Source organism: Polaromonas sp., assembly GCF_016185115.1.
Taxonomy (GTDB): domain Bacteria; phylum Pseudomonadota; class Gammaproteobacteria; order Burkholderiales; family Burkholderiaceae_C; genus Polaromonas.
Genome location: NZ_JACPOF010000001.1, coordinates 1 through 17,608, shown reverse-complemented (window position 1 = coordinate 17,608; position 17,608 = coordinate 1). Strand labels below are relative to the sequence as shown.

Annotated in this window: 30 protein-coding genes and 1 tRNA gene; 2 read left to right on the top strand and 29 right to left on the bottom strand. The window is 58.8% G+C overall.

The window, feature by feature from the left end; translation table 11 throughout:
• Positions 1 to 113: 113 nt before the first annotated feature.
• Complete coding sequence (boxB, locus tag HYX42_RS00155) at positions 114 to 1,538, top strand: benzoyl-CoA 2,3-epoxidase subunit BoxB (RefSeq protein ID WP_293398584.1); 1,425 nt, start codon at positions 114 to 116, stop codon at positions 1,536 to 1,538.
• Positions 1,539 to 1,804: 266 nt separating this feature from the next.
• Here boxB and HYX42_RS00150 read toward each other — a convergent pair whose 3' ends face one another.
• From HYX42_RS00150 to uraD, 5 genes are all read right to left on the bottom strand, one after another.
• On the bottom strand, positions 1,805 to 2,191 hold the full coding sequence (locus HYX42_RS00150; RefSeq protein ID WP_293398583.1) for a DUF488 domain-containing protein: 387 nt from the start codon (positions 2,189 to 2,191) through the stop codon (positions 1,805 to 1,807).
• 12 nt (positions 2,192 to 2,203) lie between these two features.
• Positions 2,204 to 3,349 (bottom strand): amidohydrolase family protein, encoded by a 1,146-nt coding sequence (locus tag HYX42_RS00145; protein WP_293398582.1) that lies wholly within the window; start codon positions 3,347 to 3,349, stop codon positions 2,204 to 2,206.
• 197 nt (positions 3,350 to 3,546) lie between these two features.
• Complete coding sequence (locus HYX42_RS00140; protein ID WP_293398581.1) at positions 3,547 to 3,858, bottom strand: hypothetical protein; 312 nt, start codon at positions 3,856 to 3,858, stop codon at positions 3,547 to 3,549.
• Between the two features lie 245 nt (positions 3,859 to 4,103).
• The gene (locus HYX42_RS00135; protein WP_293398580.1) at positions 4,104 to 5,081 is read right to left on the bottom strand and encodes a tripartite tricarboxylate transporter substrate binding protein; all 978 of its coding nucleotides are present in this window, start codon (positions 5,079 to 5,081) and stop codon (positions 4,104 to 4,106) included.
• A 33-nt stretch (positions 5,082 to 5,114) separates the two neighbouring features.
• Entirely contained in the window at positions 5,115 to 5,681 is a 567-nt protein-coding gene (gene uraD, locus HYX42_RS00130; RefSeq protein ID WP_293398579.1) for a 2-oxo-4-hydroxy-4-carboxy-5-ureidoimidazoline decarboxylase, read from the bottom strand.
• 100 nt (positions 5,682 to 5,781) lie between these two features.
• Between uraD and HYX42_RS00125 the strand changes: the two genes are divergently transcribed.
• Positions 5,782 to 6,723 carry a LysR family transcriptional regulator gene (locus tag HYX42_RS00125; RefSeq protein WP_293398578.1) on the top strand — a complete coding sequence of 314 codons (942 nt, stop codon included), beginning with the start codon at positions 5,782 to 5,784 and terminating at the stop codon, positions 6,721 to 6,723.
• A 118-nt stretch (positions 6,724 to 6,841) separates the two neighbouring features.
• Here HYX42_RS00125 and HYX42_RS00120 read toward each other — a convergent pair.
• The 24 genes from HYX42_RS00120 to HYX42_RS00005 all read right to left on the bottom strand — a co-directional run.
• A tRNA-Arg gene (locus HYX42_RS00120) sits at positions 6,842 to 6,918 on the bottom strand.
• 80 nt (positions 6,919 to 6,998) lie between these two features.
• Positions 6,999 to 8,036: a tyrosine-type recombinase/integrase gene (locus HYX42_RS00115; RefSeq protein ID WP_293398577.1), complete on the bottom strand. Its 1,038-nt coding sequence runs from the start codon at positions 8,034 to 8,036 to the stop codon at positions 6,999 to 7,001.
• Positions 8,029 to 8,268 carry a DUF4224 domain-containing protein gene (locus tag HYX42_RS00110; RefSeq protein ID WP_293398576.1) on the bottom strand — a complete coding sequence of 80 codons (240 nt, stop codon included), beginning with the start codon at positions 8,266 to 8,268 and terminating at the stop codon, positions 8,029 to 8,031. The genes HYX42_RS00115 and HYX42_RS00110 overlap by 8 nt, the downstream gene beginning before the upstream one ends.
• On the bottom strand, positions 8,261 to 8,452 hold the full coding sequence (locus tag HYX42_RS00105; protein ID WP_293398575.1) for a hypothetical protein: 192 nt from the start codon (positions 8,450 to 8,452) through the stop codon (positions 8,261 to 8,263). Before HYX42_RS00105 ends, HYX42_RS00110 begins: the two co-directional genes overlap by 8 nt.
• 137 nt (positions 8,453 to 8,589) lie before the next feature.
• On the bottom strand, positions 8,590 to 9,003 hold the full coding sequence (locus tag HYX42_RS00100) for a hypothetical protein (protein ID WP_293398574.1): 414 nt from the start codon (positions 9,001 to 9,003) through the stop codon (positions 8,590 to 8,592).
• Positions 9,000 to 9,179 (bottom strand): hypothetical protein, encoded by a 180-nt coding sequence (locus HYX42_RS00095; RefSeq protein WP_293398573.1) that lies wholly within the window; start codon positions 9,177 to 9,179, stop codon positions 9,000 to 9,002. The genes HYX42_RS00100 and HYX42_RS00095 overlap by 4 nt, the downstream gene beginning before the upstream one ends.
• A 158-nt stretch (positions 9,180 to 9,337) precedes the next feature.
• The gene (locus HYX42_RS00090; protein ID WP_293398572.1) at positions 9,338 to 9,664 is read right to left on the bottom strand and encodes a hypothetical protein; all 327 of its coding nucleotides are present in this window, start codon (positions 9,662 to 9,664) and stop codon (positions 9,338 to 9,340) included.
• 1 nt (position 9,665) lies between these two features.
• Positions 9,666 to 9,929, bottom strand: a complete 264-nt coding sequence (locus tag HYX42_RS00085) for a hypothetical protein (RefSeq protein ID WP_293398571.1) — start codon at positions 9,927 to 9,929, stop codon at positions 9,666 to 9,668.
• On the bottom strand, positions 9,926 to 10,981 hold the full coding sequence (locus HYX42_RS00080; protein WP_293398570.1) for a hypothetical protein: 1,056 nt from the start codon (positions 10,979 to 10,981) through the stop codon (positions 9,926 to 9,928). The genes HYX42_RS00085 and HYX42_RS00080 overlap by 4 nt, the downstream gene beginning before the upstream one ends.
• Complete coding sequence (locus HYX42_RS00075) at positions 10,978 to 11,325, bottom strand: hypothetical protein (protein WP_293398569.1); 348 nt, start codon at positions 11,323 to 11,325, stop codon at positions 10,978 to 10,980. Before HYX42_RS00075 ends, HYX42_RS00080 begins: the two co-directional genes overlap by 4 nt.
• Entirely contained in the window at positions 11,322 to 11,522 is a 201-nt protein-coding gene (locus HYX42_RS00070; protein WP_293398567.1) for a hypothetical protein, read from the bottom strand. The genes HYX42_RS00075 and HYX42_RS00070 overlap by 4 nt, the downstream gene beginning before the upstream one ends.
• Positions 11,519 to 12,067 (bottom strand): hypothetical protein, encoded by a 549-nt coding sequence (locus tag HYX42_RS00065; protein ID WP_293398565.1) that lies wholly within the window; start codon positions 12,065 to 12,067, stop codon positions 11,519 to 11,521. The genes HYX42_RS00070 and HYX42_RS00065 overlap by 4 nt, the downstream gene beginning before the upstream one ends.
• A gap of 46 nt (positions 12,068 to 12,113) precedes the next feature.
• Complete coding sequence (locus HYX42_RS00060) at positions 12,114 to 12,347, bottom strand: hypothetical protein (protein WP_293398563.1); 234 nt, start codon at positions 12,345 to 12,347, stop codon at positions 12,114 to 12,116.
• 4 nt (positions 12,348 to 12,351) lie between these two features.
• Positions 12,352 to 13,032, bottom strand: a complete 681-nt coding sequence (locus HYX42_RS00055; protein ID WP_293398561.1) for an HNH endonuclease — start codon at positions 13,030 to 13,032, stop codon at positions 12,352 to 12,354.
• Between the two features lies 1 nt (position 13,033).
• Positions 13,034 to 13,720 (bottom strand): hypothetical protein, encoded by a 687-nt coding sequence (locus tag HYX42_RS00050; RefSeq protein WP_293398559.1) that lies wholly within the window; start codon positions 13,718 to 13,720, stop codon positions 13,034 to 13,036.
• A 28-nt stretch (positions 13,721 to 13,748) separates the two neighbouring features.
• Positions 13,749 to 14,282 carry a hypothetical protein gene (locus HYX42_RS00045; protein WP_293398557.1) on the bottom strand — a complete coding sequence of 178 codons (534 nt, stop codon included), beginning with the start codon at positions 14,280 to 14,282 and terminating at the stop codon, positions 13,749 to 13,751.
• Between the two features lie 16 nt (positions 14,283 to 14,298).
• On the bottom strand, positions 14,299 to 14,538 hold the full coding sequence (locus tag HYX42_RS00040; RefSeq protein ID WP_293398555.1) for a hypothetical protein: 240 nt from the start codon (positions 14,536 to 14,538) through the stop codon (positions 14,299 to 14,301).
• The gene (locus tag HYX42_RS00035) at positions 14,535 to 14,879 is read right to left on the bottom strand and encodes a hypothetical protein (protein WP_293398553.1); all 345 of its coding nucleotides are present in this window, start codon (positions 14,877 to 14,879) and stop codon (positions 14,535 to 14,537) included. The genes HYX42_RS00040 and HYX42_RS00035 overlap by 4 nt, the downstream gene beginning before the upstream one ends.
• 70 nt (positions 14,880 to 14,949) lie before the next feature.
• Positions 14,950 to 15,231, bottom strand: a complete 282-nt coding sequence (locus HYX42_RS00030) for a hypothetical protein (RefSeq protein WP_293398551.1) — start codon at positions 15,229 to 15,231, stop codon at positions 14,950 to 14,952.
• The gene (locus HYX42_RS00025) at positions 15,228 to 15,482 is read right to left on the bottom strand and encodes a hypothetical protein (protein WP_293398549.1); all 255 of its coding nucleotides are present in this window, start codon (positions 15,480 to 15,482) and stop codon (positions 15,228 to 15,230) included. Before HYX42_RS00025 ends, HYX42_RS00030 begins: the two co-directional genes overlap by 4 nt.
• Positions 15,479 to 15,970, bottom strand: coding sequence for a hypothetical protein (locus tag HYX42_RS00020; RefSeq protein ID WP_293398547.1), 492 nt, complete (start codon positions 15,968 to 15,970; stop codon positions 15,479 to 15,481). The genes HYX42_RS00025 and HYX42_RS00020 overlap by 4 nt, the downstream gene beginning before the upstream one ends.
• On the bottom strand, positions 15,967 to 16,251 hold the full coding sequence (locus HYX42_RS00015; RefSeq protein WP_293398545.1) for a hypothetical protein: 285 nt from the start codon (positions 16,249 to 16,251) through the stop codon (positions 15,967 to 15,969). The genes HYX42_RS00020 and HYX42_RS00015 overlap by 4 nt, the downstream gene beginning before the upstream one ends.
• A gap of 94 nt (positions 16,252 to 16,345) precedes the next feature.
• Entirely contained in the window at positions 16,346 to 16,939 is a 594-nt protein-coding gene (locus HYX42_RS00010) for a hypothetical protein (RefSeq protein ID WP_293398543.1), read from the bottom strand.
• Positions 16,940 to 16,975: 36 nt separating this feature from the next.
• Positions 16,976 to 17,608 (bottom strand): pentapeptide repeat-containing protein (locus tag HYX42_RS00005; protein WP_293398541.1); only part of this gene is annotated, 633 nt, incomplete at its 5' end.

Below are 17,608 nucleotides of genomic sequence, written 5' to 3'. Positions count from 1 at the left end.
CTGTCATGCCGGACTCGATCCGGCATCCATGTCCAAACGCCAACAGCGGGTTAAACATGGATTGCGGGTCGAGCCCGCAATGACAAATACAAAACGCATTCAAGGAAAATACCATGAGCACCATCGACCTCCAAGCCCTCATCCCCAACAACGTCCAACTCGGCGAAAACCGCCAGCTGCAGCGCGCACTCGAGCACTGGCAACCAGCCTTCCTGAACTGGTGGGACGAGATGGGGCCCAGCGACTTCAAGGCCAAAGAGGTCTACCTGCGCACCGCCGTCGGCGTTGATGCTTCCGGCTGGGCCAGCTACGGCTACACGCCCATGCCCGACTACCGTTGGGGCATCTTCCTGGCCGACCAGGAGCAGGGCCGCAAGATCGGTTTCGGCGACCACATGGGCCAGGATGTCTGGCAGGAAGTGCCGGGCGAATACCGCTCGACCTTCCGCCGCCTCATCGTCACCCAGGGCGACACCGAGCCCGCGTCCGTCGAGCAGCAGCGCCTCTTGGGCCACACCGCGCCCTCGCTGTACGACCTGCGCAACCTGTTTCAGGTCAATGTCGAGGAAGGCCGCCACCTCTGGGCCATGGTCTACCTGCTGCACGCCCACTTTGGCCGTGACGGCCGTGAAGAAGCTGAAGAACTGCTGATGCGCCACAGCGGCGACGCCGACAAGCCGCGCATCCTGGGAACCTTCAACGAGCCGATGGACAACTGGCTGAGCTTTTTCATGTTCACCTACTTCACCGACCGCGACGGCAAGTTCCAGCTCAAGTCTTTTGCCGAAAGCGCGTTCGACCCGCTGGCGCGCACCACACGCTTCATGCTGACTGAAGAGGCGCACCACATGTTTGTGGGCGAGACCGGCATAGGCCGCGTCATCAAGCGCACGCTGGAAGTGATGAAAGAGCTGGACACCCAGGACCCGGCCACGCTGCGCAACGCAGGCGTGATCGACTTGCCGACCATCCAGAAATTCATGAACTTCTGGTTCACCTCGTCGCTGGACCTGTTCGGCTCCGAAGCCTCGAGCAATGCCGCCAACTACTTCGCCAACGGCATCAAGGGCAGGCCGGATGAAGCCAGGTTTGCCGACCACGTCGAACTCGACAGCGAGATGAGCATCCAGGTGCCGGACGGCAAGGGCGGTTTGAAGACCGAGACGATCTCCACCCGCAACGGCATGAACGAAATCACCCGTACCGAATACGTCAAGGACTGCAACGTCGGCCTGACCCGCTGGAACATGGGCATCAAGCGCGCCGGTGTTGATTTTGAATTCGCCCTGCCATCAACGCGTTTCCGCCGCCAGGTGGGCGCATGGTCGGGCGCGCATACAGACCCGCAAGGCAACCCCATCAGCGCGGCCGAATTCGAGGCGAAGAAGGACCAGTGGCTGCCAACCCCTGAAGACATCACCTTTGTGAAGAGCCTGATGCAGCGCGTGACCGAGCCCGGCAAGATGGCCGCCTGGATAGCACCGCCGGATCGCGGCATCAACGCCAACCCGGTCGAATACGAGTACGTCAAGCTTTAGCCCCATGGTCGCTCACTGCGTGTAGCTCCCTGCCCCCGAGGGGGCCGCCCCGCCTGCGGCCTGGCGAAGCCAGTTCCGCGGCTCCTGCTTGCACTGCTCCGATTTGCTATCTAATTCGTAGCTGCTCACGCACGTATCTATTAGGCTTGAACCCGATTTGGCCCTCAAAAATGAGCTTTTTGGGCCTTGAAGCTGCCAAAAAATGGCTCTGAAGCCTGCCGCGCGGCCAAAATGTAAAGTCTGCTTTACATATGGCGCGGGCGACGCTAGCCGATCTCCGCGCCGCGTTCCTTGAGCAGATCCCGCAGCAAGGAACGGTGGCAGCGGTTTTCGTTCTCGCAATAACAGCCGACGGCAAAGCTGGCCTGCTTTGACAGGGCAGCCAGCAGGTCCAGCGTGCGGCTGGGCTCCGGCTGATTCATCTCGGCCTTGTACTTTTTGCTGAAGGCCACCCAGTCCTTGTCTGTGTCAGCCGCCTGGCCCTGCTGCATCAGTTCTGCACTGGGTGCCAGGTTGGGGTACCAGACGTCGTACCAGTCGCCCGATGCAAATTCGGTCTTGGGTACGCCGCGCGGCGGCCGGCGCACGGTGCCTATGCGCAAGCCTTCACCTTGCCCGCGGGGTGTTCCCAGCCTGACGATGCGGATGCCCATGCCGACCTCCGCTCAGTTGGGCAGCCGCGGCAGCAAGGCACGCGCGTTGCCGCTTTCAATCGCCCTGACCGTGGCCTCGTCCAGGCCCAGTTGCCGCAACGCGGTGATCTGGGTGTCCATGGGCACATAGGGGTAGTCGGAGCCGTAGACCACCTGCGAGGCCGGCACCAGCTTGAGCAGCGCTGCCATCGGTGAGGGGTCGGTCGCATTAGCCGTGTCGTAGTACAGGCGTCGGAACTCGGCGGCAAAACCATCCGGGGCAAGAGTCTTTGCGTCGGGCCGGTTGTTGAAGAAGTAGGCCATGCGCCCGGCCATCATGGGCAGGTTGCCGCCGGCGTGGCTGAAGAGCCACCTGATGTCGCGGTTACGCACGAAGGCGCCCGAGAGCAGCAGGCTGGTGATGGCGCGTGTGGTGTCGTGCGGCACCTCGATGACGGCCGGGAAGGTGCCCACACTCAGGCGGTCGCAGCAGGACGCCACCAGCGGGTGAAAGTACACCAGCGCCTTGCGGCGGTTGAGCTCCTGCCACACCGGGTTGAACTGCGGGTTGCCGGGCCAGACTGCGCCGTAGTTGGTCTGCAGGCCCACGCCGTCGGCCTTGAGCACGTCGAACACATAGGCGATTTCCTGCAGCGTGGCGGCCACGTCCGTCATGGGCAGCGTGGCCAGCAGGCCGAAGCGGCCCGGGTAATCGCGGACCATTTTTGCGCCGTACTCGTTGCAGCTTCGCGCAATCGCGGCCGCCGCGGCCGGGCCCTTGTCGAACCACACGCCGGGCGTCGACGCCAGCGACAGCATGGCGGTTTTCACGCCCGCCTTGTCCATGTCGGCCACGGCCTTTTCAACAGACCAGCCCACCTGCTGCGGGAAGTGCGGAATCTTGCGTTCATCCTCCCAGTCCAGCCAGGCTTTCTGATATTCAGGCGGGTAGAAGTGGTGGTGGGTGTCGATGATGCCCGGCGCGGCCACACCGGCGGCGGTGGTGCAGCCCGTGAGGCCCGCACCCAGCGCCCCCAGACCGGCGGCAGCGCCCAGCATCTGCACAAAACTTCGGCGCGAGCCCCAGGCGCCACCAGCAGGGGCGCAATCGCAGGACAAAAGGGCATCGTCGGGCAGCGTGCTGCAGTGATGGACGACCGGGCTGTTCAGGGTCTTCATGTGTGTTGTCTCCGTTGTTGTTTGAAGTCAGGGCTCAGGGGCCCTGCCGGAGCATGCTACTCCGCAACGGGGAAACGTGCCATGGGAGAGGGAAGGGCAAGTACGGTACTGCTGCCTGGCCATGCCGCTATCACTAAAAGCGTAAAGCGCGGTGAGCCGCGATGTTGATCAGCCGTGCCAACCGACGGCGCTCTGCATCATTGGTTCAATAAGGCATTGCGGCCGTGGAGTCGCTGTACGCGCATGGCTTCTTCAATCGCATCCAGGGCGCAGCGTGCCTTGTGGATCAGAACAAGATCGGGGAACAGCGCACCCACCAGCTCACGGTACTCGCGGCGCAGGCGCACATAGTGCTCGCACTGGCTTTCGCCGGCATCCGATGACGCCGATCTGGAGGGAACTGCTTCGGCAACGTTCAATGCCTTCAGCAAGGGCCCCCGCACGCCGTTAAAGGGAGCCTCGTTTGACACACCGTGACCTGCAGAACGAAATCGCTGGCTTGTTTGCATGGTGACCTCTCCTGTGTAATGAGGTCAAGATAGGTCAGGCCGCGGCACCTGGTTGTAGGCGCAACGCGTCTTGCGTTGCGCGAAAGTCGACGCTGGTCAGCCAGAATTTGGCTTGAGACAGAAGGTCTGCGATCAGGGCATTGGGATGGCCTGAAACTGGTCAAACCGGCGTCAGCAGGCGCAGCGTCGCAAGCCGGCCGACGTCAGTGCACTGCTGCGACAGAACCGGATTCTCTGAAAAATCCTTATTGCGGCACAAGCCCCGAAGCCTTGACCAGTTCGGCGTGCAGCGCGATCTCCTCTGCGATGGTTTGCTTGAACTGCTCGGGCGTGGTGGGGGCGGAGTCCATGCCGATCTCGTGCAGATGTTTGCTCACTTCGTCGCTTTGCAGGATCGCGCGCACCTGGCGGTTGAGCTGGTCCACGAGAGGTCGCGGCGTGTTTGCCGGTGCCAGCAGGCCGATCCAGGTCTGCATGACCATGTTCGGTATGCCTGCTTCGCGCATGGTGGGCACGTCGGCGATGAGTGCCGAGCGCTTGTCGCTCATCAGCGCCAATGCGGTCAGTTTGCCGGACTTGAGGTAGGGCAGGGCTTCAGGCAAGGGTGCGAACAGCAGGTCCACGCTGCCAGCCATCAGGTCGGTGATGGCCAGTGCGCCGCCCTTGTAAGGCACATGGGTCATCTTCACCTGCGCGCGTGTCTCGAAAACCAGCGCGGCCAGATGTTGCGGGCTGCCATCGCCAGAGCTCGCGTAGTTCAGCGCACCTGGTTTGGCCTTGGCCGTGGCGAGCAGGGCTGCAGCGCTGGAGAACTTCTGCTTGTCCTTGACCACCAGCACCATGGACTGGTTGGCCAGTTTGGTGATGGGTGCGAAGTCAGCCAGCGGGTCGTAGGGCAGCTCCTTGAAGATGCTCTTGTTGGTGGTCAGGAACGAAGCGGGTGAAGCCATGAGTGTGTAGCCATCTGGCGCGGCCTTTGCCACCACAGGCAGGCCGATGCGGCCTGAAGCGCCGGCTTTGTTGTCAACAACAAAGGGCTGGCCGGTGAGGGCAGCGAGCTTCTGGCCGACCAGGCGCGCGATGATGTCCACCCCGCCGCCTGCGGGCAGCGCCACGATGAGTTTCACAGGATGGTCGGGGTAAGTGCCCTGGGCGCTGGCAGGCATGGCGGCCAGCAGGCCCAGCGTGCAGGCCAGGAGGGAAATTTTGCGTCGATTGTTCATGGGGAGCTCCGGTAGGTAGATCAAAAGGCACTGTCAGGAAGGAATGGGTTCGCCATGGCTGGCCGCGTGGGAAACATCGGACGCATCGGACACAAGACGGTCCAGGCGCAGGCGGGTGATGGCGGCAATTTCGTCAAGGGTGATCGACAGCTCAGTGTCCCGGTCATGCGCCAGGCGCTGGTTGAACGCTTGCAGCGCTGACTGCCGCGTGTGGCGACGGATGCAGAGGATGAAGGGGAAGCCGAAGCGCGCACGGTAGGCCCGGTTGAGGTCGCTCCAGCGTTCGGCTTCTTGTGTATCCAGCTGTGCCAGCGACAGCGTGCCCTGCTCAGCAATAGATGCATCGGTCATCGTGCCGCGGCGGGCATCTTCACCGGCAAGCTCCGGGTGTCCGGCATAGAAGGCGAGGCGCGCGGGTTCGTCCAGTCCGGCCACCACCGCCACCATCGCCTTGTGCAAGGCTTCAACGGTCGCGAAAGGGCGCTGGCCGACGATGCCGTTGGCCACCCAGGGCGCATATTCCCAGATGTCAGCCAGGGCGCTGCAAAAGACCTCGGGTGTGCAGGTGTTGAGGTTTTCCAGGCTGGATCGTGTTGTCATGGAGCGAATCGTAGGGACACAAATCATTGCCGTCCATCACCATTTTTGCACCGATGCGTACGCAAAATCAGTACACTCTAGCTGCACCTTTACCCGAACCATGCGCCATTCGCTTGTTCCCGCCGCCCTTCGCTACGCCGACCAGGTTGCGCGCTCGGGCTCCATCCAGAAGGCCGCGCGCGAACTTCACGTCGCGGCTTCGGCCATCAACCGGCAGATCCTGCAACTGGAGGACGAACTCGGCGTGCCTCTGTTCGAGCGGCTACCGCGCGGGATGCGGTTGACGGCCTCCGGAGATGCCCTCATCACCCTGGCGCGCCACTGGCTGCAGGACGAGCGTGGGGTGGTCGGCGAGATCCGGCGCCTCCAGGGCGTCAACCAGGGCCATGTGTCGCTGGTGGCCATGGACAGCCATGCCACCAGCGTCATGCCCGCCCTGGTGCGGGATCTGGGTGCGCAGCATCCGCTGGTCAGCCTGTCTATCACGCTGGCCACCCCTGACGATGCCGAGGCTGCACTGCTGACCGGCGAGGCCGACCTGGCAGCCATCTTCAATCTGAAACCACGCCGGGAACTGCTGGTGCTCTGGAAGAGCGCGCTGCCGCTGGGCTGCGTGGTGGTGCCGGGGCACCCGCTGGCGCAGCGCGAGACGGTGAGTTTCCAGGAGGCCGTGGCCCACCCGGTTGCGCTGCAGAGCAAGGCCCTGACGATACGGCGTTATCTCGATGCGCACTACAACTGGCTGTTCAAGCAGCCGCGCCGCTATACCGAGAGCAACTCGCTGCAACTGGTCAAGCAGCTTGCGTTGGGTGGCAACCATGTGGTGTTCACGTCCGAGCTGGACGCGGCGGCGGAGCTGGCCAGCGGACAGCTGGTCTTCATCCCCATCCGGGACAAGGGGGCTGAACCACAGGAGATCAGCGTGGCCGTGGATGCAACCAAGCCGCCCGGAGCTATCGTCAAGCTGGTGTCCGAGCGCCTCATCACAGCGCTGCAGGACTGTCTTGCTGCGGCACGTGGACAAGGTGCACGCACGGTCTGAAAACAATGTTTTACGGGCGACGGAATCGAACGGGGATTCGGTGTAAGTCGGGCGAGCACAAGCATGCCGGGCAGTACGGTCATGGTTCCATGGCCGCGTGCGGGAAACGCTGAAATAGTGGTCTGCCCGGAGGGGATCGAACCCCCGACCCACAGCTTAGAAGGCTGTTGCTCTATCCAACTGAGCTACGGGCAGCAAGGCTTATCTTGATAGTGCTGACTAACAATTTGCGGAGCGCTCCGCATTTTCAAAACCGTCTTTCATATTATCGCAGGCTATTTGGATGGCTTGACGATCTTCCCGCGGCGCAGGTAGTGCCTCTTGGTCGTGCTCACGCTCGAGTGTCCCAGTAGGTCTGCCGCGGCCTGCTCACCCCTCTCCTCCGCAGTGTCATCGGCGGCTTTGGCTCTCAAATCGTAGAACCACATCACCCGAATCTCCGCGGCTAGTTCCTTATTCCCCTCCTTGTCGGCCTTCGCCGCGGCAGCTGCTCGAGCGGCAGAAAATGATGTCCGCAGAACTTGCTTTGTCAGCGGCAGGCCGCGGGTGTTCACGGCCAGGCTGGACGACCAAACTTTATAGCCGCGCTTGCGCTCCTTGATGCGATCAATCGCCGCGGCCAACCGGCCTTCAATCACGATGCGGCGTTTCTTTTTGCCTTTGCCTTGAGTCACCCACAAAAGCCCATCCTTGATGTGCTGCTCGGTCATCTTGAGGGTGTCGCCCGGACGCTGGCCCGTGGCTTCTGCCAAATCCATTGCATCCCGAGCGGGGGCATCCGCGGCATTCCAGACGGCCTGAAAAACGGCATCGCTGATGTCCACCTCTCGCGTGTCGAGTTCCCATCCTTTGATCCCGGTACAGGGGTTTTCCTTGTCGGTGAAGCCTTCGCCGCGGGCGTAGTTGAACAGCGTGCTGGTCAGCCTCTTAAGCCTGTTTGCTGTGGTCGGCTGGTCGCGCTTCCATTTCAAGAGCTTCCTGATATGGCTGGGCCGAATTCCATCTACCGGGGCAGGGGAGGGCTTGCCGAAGAACTCTCGCAAGTGCTTCATGTCATAGGTGTAGGTGGCTTGCGTAGATTTCGCCAGCTTGGGCAGTTCCTCGGCCTCATATTTCACGATCACGTCGATGAAGGATGCAACAGGCAGCATTGCAACTGGTGCGTTCATAAGTTCGCCCCACTTTTTCACCGCTTTGATGTAGTCGCTTCCCAGCGGGATCTCCTTCCGCGGCTTTCCACCGGCATCAAAGTAGTAATAAACCTTGCCGGACTTTTGCGCTCGAGCCCGGAAATTCGCCATCGCGTTAACCATGCAACACCACCCCCGGCTCCCATGATGGCACGCTTTCGCGCGCGGACTGCTGAGGCCCCTCGACCGCGGCCCTGGCAACAACCGGACGCCCCGCGGCATTTACGAAGAACGGCACCTTTTGCCGACGCAAAACGGCAATCTGGCGCTGCTCTCGAGTCTGCCCGCGGTAGCCACCTTTGACGCCGGTCAGGGTGACAATTTCCCGCGGATCAAGAAACAGCGCCTCACTCACCACCGCCTCCCTTCTGGCCCGAATTTCGAGCTTGTCGTTCGCGCCATGCCTGCATTAGATTTATGCCCTCTGGATGTTTTCCGCGCATCCATCCGTTCGGCGTTTCGTGGATGTTTCCTGCGGACTCCTCGCCCCGCAGCAAGCCTTCAAAATGAAAGATTTTCCCGATTTCCCGTTCGGTCATACCCCGTCGTTCGTTGTCCAAAATTCTAAGGATTCGGCCTTCATGCGAAAAACATTGACGACAGCGGACACCATTGCATTCTTTCCCGCAAGATCGGCACAGTCGGGGAAGCCGCATCAAACGGTCAAATTCGTCCATCACTCCCCTCCCATCTTCTCGCCAGACTCGCCAAGAGTGGCTGCGGCAGGATCATCGGGTGGTGAATATTCAACTTTAGCCAACAGTTCAACAACTTGCCTTGGCATAGGGTTTGCCACCACCTCGGCTCGCGCACGCACCCAACCAGCGCACATGCGGCCATCTTGAGGTGCATGGCACAAGAACGGCTGGCCCTCTACGACCGCCTTCAAAAAGTCCATTTGTGTTTGCAAGCAGCCATTTGGCACCGTTCCGGCGCGACAGGCGCACGTCTTGCACATTTCATCGCGGAGCATGGGTAGATTCAAGTCCGCCAGGCCCTCGGCTTGAAGGCGCGTCATGCCGTGTTCAGCCAATCGCGCAGCCGTCTTGCCCATCGCTTGCCCTTGCGGCGTCACTCTGCTGTGTGTCATCGCCCTTTCTCCTTCATGCCGCCAGTGCTGGCAACTTTGCGCTCAATCTCCGCATCCCCCAACCCCCGCGCCTCCTGAATGATTGGGGCAGCATTCAAAATTGCATCGATCAACGACAGCGCTTTGATGCTCGCCCCGCTGTGAACTGGCAGAAGTGCCGTGTGGGCGAACTGCAATGCCCGGTACATAGGCGCTGTATCAACAACATTGGAAGCCGGAACAAGCCGCACTCCTTCTGGTTGTGGGGGTGGGGCGTCAGACCACTTACACTGCTTTACAGAAAGTCGGCAAGCGTTAGGGTGATCGCAGGTGTGGCATGGAATTGCTGCCATAGTTATTTCCTCATGTTGTGAAGCATTTCGTCCCGGCAATCATTCCAGCCATCCCTGTACCCCATCGACGCAGAGTCGCCATACGAATACTGGCGCTGGCAATCTTCAAGATGCTTGATCTCATCGGGCACTGTCACTTTGCGCTGAGCGTCTATGTTTGGCGCACCCTGCACGGCGGAACTGGCTGTGCGGGATGCTTGCCAGACAACCCACCAATCACGCGCTGCGCCGTGGACGTAATCACCATCAGCGCGGCAAGCGGTAGAAATTCGGCGACGATTCAAGAATTCCTCGAACTGCGCTCTTTCATCATCCTTTGGTGAGGTCATTTCAGTCCCTTGGTTGTTTCGTGTAGGCCTGCTCAATCAGTCTGGCTTCCAATGTGGGATGAAGATGCTTCACTACGGCAGGATTGGTGTTGCATTGCGGCGCGCTGTGGCCCCTCGATTCATAGAACAGCACGCATTCGTCCGGGGTGACAGCCCAATAGGAAGGCGCTTTGCAGACATATCCGGGCCGAAACTGCTGGATGTCGGCAACTGGCACTTTTCGCCATGGTGCGCGCTCGTAGTCTTTGTGAAATTCAGTTTTCATTCCACCCCTCCCGCACCCATAGCTGCGCGGACGACGCTAGGATCAAATCCTTGAACTGCGGGGTAGATTTCTTCCTGTTTTTCGTTGTCAAACATAAAGATGTCACCAGAGCAACACATGCTTACCAACTGAGGGAAGGTCTTGCGCTCAATAAGTTGACCCTCTGGCGTCTCGCTTCGGTAGTATTCAAACTCGGCGCGTTTCACTTCACATGGTCCGCATCCACCAGCGTTACAGCACCATTGAAAGCGAGGCACCCCACCAAGACTGCCAAGACTGCCACTCACACTCGGGGCGGTGACGGAAAACACCTGAATCATGGTAGCGGCGCGCTGCATGTTGTGGGCGCGCTCGTCTTCTTCGTTCTCGTTGAGCATTGCCGCTGCGTCGTCGTCAAGGCAGCAGATCACCGCTTCGATTTCTTCGGCAGTCCATTGCACATCCCCCTGCACACCATCGGCAGGCTGAGCGAGAAGGGCGGAGCCGAATTCGGTGAGCAAGTGATGCCCGGCTGGATTTATGCGCCGCAGCACACCGATTTCGCACAGCCGGGCCATCATCGACTTTGATACATCGTGGCCATCGCCATCCTCCGCGCATTCAGCGAACCGTTGCAGCGCCCCCATTTCATCGACTGACAACACAGGAAAGCGCGCATCCGTCACCACTGCTGGCTGTGCTGGTGGGGGTGCGGCGCAGAGTTTCGTTCCCGCAGGCACGGCTTTGTGAAACGTGGCGTGATGGACCACATGACCGCGCGGCACAAGAGCCTCCATCGTGTAAACCGTCGCCACCGGCCCTGCTACCGCTGCTGGGGCTGTGGAGGGGCGGAGTGCGGCAAGAGCATCAACAACCTGCTCCCGGCTGAAAAGCGGGACGGTGTGCTCATCTGGATTGCCGGCGCGCACAGAGCAGACCTTTACGCTGCATTCGCTGGTCTGACATTTTTCAAGGTCGCTCGGGAAAATATGGGCCGCAGCTTCATCGCTCAGTCCATCAAGATACGCGAGTACTGCATTGCGCTCAGCATCCATCCCATCAGTGTTGCTCATGATTGTTCCTTGGTGGTTGATTCAATGGCGGCGTCGATGGCTTGACGAATGTTGGTGTCAACTGCGCTGTGCAGGCCGCCAATTTGGAACATGAGTCTGTACCCATCGGCATCTAGGCGGCGAACGATGGAAACCGTCGCGCCGCGCTGCTGCAAATAATCCAGCCGTTCCGCATCCTTACCCGATAGCTCTGAACGGAGGGCGGCTTCGAGTGATTGCGTAGCTTTTTCCAACTCACTTTTGTATTTTTCGGTAGCGATAAAGTTTCTAATGCTTGCCGTACTAAAGGCGCCCGCAATTTCCATCAACCGCTGTACTCGCGCCTCAGTGCTTGTGTCGCTCATTTGGTGGAATCCTCAACGGCCTTGTCGTAAGCAATGAGGTGCTTACGCATTTCAGCCTTGCAAATCGCAATAATCTTTTGAGCAGCCGGTCCGCTGGCACCACCGTAAAGATGTCCGCCCTCCAAGATTGATTGCACGACGCCGAACAGGTTGAGGTTTGTATGCGCTTCGGCTGCGCGAGTAATTGGTGATTTCACGATGTCACTCCTTGGGGTTTTGATAGAGCGGCGCGGAGCTTAGAGATTGCTTCACTGTCAACCATTGATGCCGCAGGCGACCAGTAACCAGTTGGCAGTAGATCGTCAGTCTTGAACTCCTCGACGGTGAAAGATCGTTCGTCGCGGCTTTTGATAACAACTTCAGCAGCCTCCCGCAGCTTCGCGTTCTGCTCTTCCAGGGAGGCGGCATAAGCTAGAGCATCAATGGCCGCGTTTTGTATCCACTCGGCAGGGGTGGAGCCGCGAAGATGTTCGTAATAGCCCTCGCCCACGTCGTTTTCCCATTGGTCGGTGTGGTGATAAGCCTTACCAGCGCAGGCGACGGCGGAAAGAACGCGGTCAATGGGCGCAAGGCCAGTTGGCTCAAAACCGTAGTAATAGCCGCTCATTCGCCACTTCGGCACTTGATACCAAGGGCCATTGTTCGGGCAGTCTTTCCCATCGCACGCCTCACGGCCACAACACTGAAAAACCATAGGGGTTGCCGCCTGTATCCGGCTTATCTGTTCTTTGGGGGTGGTCATGATTTGTCCTTATTCACACTCATTGCTCATTGCTCTGTGGTGGAGGTCAGGCGGTACGATGGCGCGTAATGCTGGTGATACCGTTTGGCAGACCTTCGGTGATGTACTTCTGGTCTGGCGGCAACTCCAGAAAGGTTGAACTTTCCTGATTTGTGGCAACCAGGTAATCGACCTCCACCTTTGCGGTGTTCACGGCGACTTGTGCGAGTTCGCTGATGCCTTTGGCACGCTCCAGTTCGACCTTGACGGCCTCGGGCGTTGCGCTGCGAAGTGCTGCCATTTGGTCAAGCAGATGCTGGCGTACTGTGCTGATGTGGTTCATTGGTGGCTTTCTGGTGTTTGTTGATCTGGCGATTCAGTGCGCCGCGTAGCTGGTACATGAGCGCGATTTCTTTGGGGTAGCGGTGGTAAGAGTTCCGGCGCATCAGGTCGGCACGACTCAGGCATTCCATGTTTTTCGGGTCCATCGCGGCTTTGTCGGAAGTCTTGAATCCGGCCTTGAAAACCACAATGCAGCCTTTGGGAATTGGGCCATTGGCCTCTGCCCAGATCAGCGAGTGAACCGTTTTCCAGTCGTCATAGCGATAGCCTGTGTCCGACACTTTGCGCATCAGGACGCCATCCTTATCGAGTCGTTCCGCGCCCACTGGCCGTGTGCGGGTCGATTTATGGCCGGGTTGGAATCGGGTGTGTTCGCTGCCTGCGGGTGCCCAGCCCTTCATCCCGGCGTTCCATGTCTTGTGTCCGGGCTTGAACTGGTTGATCTTCTGGCTGCTGCTGTGCATGCGCTTGCAGGCGTCGCTTTTCAGGAATTCCGGTGTCTTGAACAGGCGCAGATCAAACACCGTATTCCGCACACTGGACATGCTCCGGTCAAGCCATGCCGCCATATCTTCTGTGTGAACGTGCGGGTACATATCGCGGAGCAGGGCGATTTCTACTGGGGACCAGGGGATGCGCTTCATATCAATAGGTGTGTTCAATTGCGATTTGCTTGACCATCAAGTCCATGTAAGCGCTTGCAAGCTCTACGCGGTTCTTGATGCGTTCTTCAAGGGCTAGATCGCGGCTGTACTGGACGCGAGTAACGCGAAGCTCTGGCGTGATATGGTCAACAAAGTGGATCTTTTCGTCCTCGTAGCCAATCAGGTCAGCCGGGGTATTGACCATGCAGTAGGCAATCTCAAACTCTGGGACACCCCAAAGCATCATGTAAGCGCGGCCTTGCCACTCGTAGCCCTTGTCCCGGCCTGTTGCGCTGGTTGCGGGGAAAGTTTGCAAAGACCATGCGTTTTTGATGTCGATGATCTTTTTACCGGGCACGTAAATGTCGCACTCGCCCGTAACCCAGTCATTGGTCAGGCGCACTGTGTTTTTGGTGTGGTTGGTGAAAAACACCGAGTTATAAAGCTCGATTGCATCGTCCTCGCACCTGATGCCTTTTTCAAGAAACTTGCTGGACACCTCATCGTCATAGCCATAGACAAACTGCTTTGCCAGCGATTCGACATAGGTTTTTGCACCGACTGACAAACTTTTTTCCCATAGTGGAGCAAGGATGGCTTTGTCCTCGTCGGTCTTTTTGGTCTTGCGGCAGATCGCAGCGGTTTCATCCGTCAAAAGCGCTGGGTCGATACTTTGCGGGTCGGCCATGATGTTGCTGAGAGAGGAGGCGCGAAATTTATGCATGGACTTCCTCCATCGCGCCACCAGCCATTGCTACCAGAGCCGTATCCAGCGTTGATTGCTGCGCCACGGTGAGGCTGTAGCGACCTTCCAGTTGCACAGCGGTATAGGTGCCGCCCTTGATGGCTTCAATGGCCTGCTTCAGGCGCTCGTCAGTGATTGGTTTGAGTTGACGCTTTGGAGACTCTGACCGGATGCGTAAGCCTTCCACGGTGTCTTTGCCAAACCTGACGTTCTTGTCTACAAAGACAGTGATTGGCACGTTCACCCAGTCGTCAATAAAGGCGGAGCCGGTCAGGTGCTTCATAGTCTTGCTGTTCGAGGCGTTCAAAATCATTGGTTTGAGCTTTTCGCCGGGGCGCAATTCCTTCTCGACAAAATGCGCCGTGTTGAACAGGTCTTTGGTCTTTTTGGTCTTGTCCGATTCCAGGCTAACCCGCTGCACCGTCAAGATCGTCGGCTCCACAATGTCAGCGCTCGACAGATAGGGGGAGTCGAACGCTTTGCGGTAGTGTGTTTTCTCAGTCATGCTGTTCTTTCAGTAGTTAACGAGTAGCGAACCAGGCGATGGCGCTGAAAATCGATACGACGGCAACTGCGCCAATAACAGCGCCGCCAACGACATAGGCCAGTACATGGGCCACACCTCCTGCCGTCTGCCACCAAGCAAGCGGATCAGCCTCGCTGCCATCGCTGTTAGATTGCTCAAGCGGATAACCAAAGCAGCCGTTACAGCACCTCATAGGAGTGCCGCATTCTGTTTTGAAGGTGGGGCAAAGTTTCATAGCTGAGCCTCGATTGCGTCGGCGATTTCTTTGAATGTGCGAGGCGTAGTATTCAAACCATCGTTGTGGTCAGTCAGCCAAGTCTTGTTCTTGCCGACCACGATTTCTATGGAGCCGCCCCGGACAAGGCCCGACCAATCACAAACAAGCTGAGGAACGTGTGTTTTGTCATCCAAATACGCGCCATCTTCTGACCATTTGTTCCCGGTTTCTTTGGCGTGCAAATCGCATAAAACACCGAGACAGCAAAAGCCGTCTGGAGTACGCAAATACTTTTTGGCCTGCTCGTATTCACCGCTCCGCAGAGCCTTAACCCACTTAGCTTTGATTTCAGGTTTCATCTTTCATCTCCCATAAACACCGCAGCCTCAGAAGCAATGCGGACTTTCTCTCCATCGGTGACGATGTATTTCATAGTGCGGCTTTCTTGTATTCATTACGAACCCTGCAAACCAGCGAACCGTCAGACAGCCAGCATGCTTCGCTGTTCGGGCCGCGCTCCTGGTTGCACAGCTTTTGCGCGCCGATCTGCCGGCGCTCGGTTTGTGCTTCGGTCTTGCGAAGTTCCTGCAAGGCGCTGGACTTGTCCCACTCACTTTCGTAGTCGGGTGCATCAAGGTTGTGGGCCAGCATCGGGGCAATGCCGAATGCAATCAGCAGCACGGCGAAGATTGAAAGGGCGGCGGTTTTCATGACTCCCTCGCTTCAATCATGGCGTCGGCCATCGCATATGCACGCCGTGCAATTTCAGCTCTGTCATTGCTATCAGGCCAGTGCCCGTCAAGCATTCCTTGCATTGCGGCTTCGGCTAACCTGTCGCGAGCGTCTGCATTTCCGCGAAGGGCAAGCAAGAATCCCAAATTTGTTGTGACGATTGAATCGCGGTTGCCTGTTTTTTCAGCGATACGCAGGTCGCCATAACTAAGAATTTTTAGGTCGCTCACACAACCTCCGGCAGTTTTGTCTTTGCGGCTGTTGGGGCGGCGAGATGTGCTGAAACCCAGGCGCGCATTGCGGACCAGCGTTTTTCCTCGATGGCCTTGATGGATGGGTGAGGGTGGTTGTAATAACCGCCTCCCAGCCAGTAACTGTCGCCCACGCCTTCATCGTTCTCAAACATGATTTCCCGCGCCATCGCGTCAGCGATGCCGAGCATGGATGCAATGGAATCTGTGTCCGCCTCCTCCATCAAGTGGTTCAGGCGGTCCATGTCCAGACCACGTACTGACGCAACCACGGCCAAGGTGCACATGCAACCATCCACGGAGCCAGCGTGCGAAATCAGGCGCTTGTCTGGCATGGCGTCCATTGCATCGGCCAACTCTTGAAGAAAGGCTTGACCGCGCTTTCCACGAATTGCCGAGGCCACCGCCCCGCGCCAAACGTTGAGGCGCGAGCTGTCCACGTCATCGCTGTAATTTGCCCTGCTCATACCACCCTCCCAGCCGCATCCTGGCGGCGCATCCATGATTGATCGCGGGTCATGTCCTCGCCCCCGCAGAAACGTGCCTTGTTGACCTTGTCGGCCATTTCCTCAAAGCTCATTTCCATCCACAGGTAGAGCGGGTCATCTTTGAATTCGTCGTGCAGCTGGTGCAGTGCTTCCTCTGCCGACTTCCACGACATAGCGCGGCGCACAGGCGAAGCACTCACGGGCATGGGCCAGTTCGCCGTCTCCACGGCTCCGAACTCGTCTTTTGTGGTGGTGTTCATTTGGCATTCCTTGCGCGAGTAATCCGCACAAATTCATATTTTTTAGTCATTGCTGCACCTTATGGGTTGGGTTGGGTTGAGTTGGTGAGGCGGGTTAAACCGTTCCCAACTCGCGGCAGATCGCCAGCAAGTCATCACGCATAGTTTTGTATTCATCCGACCACGCTGCCAACCTCGCTGCCGACTCCGCTGCCGACTCCGCTGCCGACCACGCTGCCGACCACGCTGCCGACCACGCTGCCGACTCCGCTGCCGACTCCGCTGCCTCCTCTTTTTCGAGAAAGCTGATAACTCCACGGATGGCGTCGCGCACGGCTGGCGCTTCGGGATTTGTGTTTGCTTCCATCCGTGCCAGATTCCGGCGCTGGACGGTCAACAGAAATCTGGCGCGAACCGGCTCAAGGTCAACACCCACAGGCACGGCTTCCAAAAGGTCTGTGCCGAACTGTGCGGCCTCGACTTTAGGCACGCCCTCGAAGATCGAGTCCGCAAGATGTGCAAGCCACTGAGGCCATCCCAACTCAATCGGGAAGCGTTCATGCTCATACGCATCCAGCGTGCAGCCGACAAAACAGCCGCGCCCGTTATCGAAGCCGGTCCCCTGAATCACTTCATCAGCCTTTCGATGGGCTGCAAAGCGCTGTGTGTACTTGACCTTGACTTCTGGATCATTGAGATAGGAAAGCATGGTTTCTCCAAATGGTTGCTAAATAAAAGGGGCGGGTTAGACGGCAGGGCTTTGCGCACCTTCGCGTCGTGCCTTGAGTTCATCGCCACGCTTTTCATATGCCTCGGTTTCGGCAACGTACTTGCGATCCCGCAGCCACTCCAGCGCCTCGACATTTCCGCGATAGAACATCTTTGAGGCGATGGGCGCAGCAAGCGCACCAGCCAGTTGCGCAGAGACTTTTTTTAGTGCCGGCTCAGTCGTGCAAACCTGCAGCCATCCAGCCATGCAATGCGTCGTGCCGCAAAGCGTTTCTTCTGCGCAGGTGCGGTTGCGCCACTCGTTGTCGCCGTGCCAGTGGTCCATATCAAGCCGATCTTCGTTGTCCAGAACGATTTCGCGAACCTTGTCCAGGTTTTCAATGGCCTGCTCTGGCGTAGCCCGTGGGAGTTGTTTTCCATCGGCATCGCTCAGGACGGCACCGCTCAGGACGGCATCGCTCAGGACGGCACCGCTCAGGACGGCACCGCGCAGGTCGGCACCGTTCAGGACGGCACCGCTCAGGACGGCACCGCTCAGGACGGCACCGCGCAGGTCGGCATCGCGCAGGTCGGCACCGCTCAGGACGGCACCGCGCAGGTCGGCATCGCTCAGGACGGCATCGCGCAGGACGGCACCGCTCAGGACGGC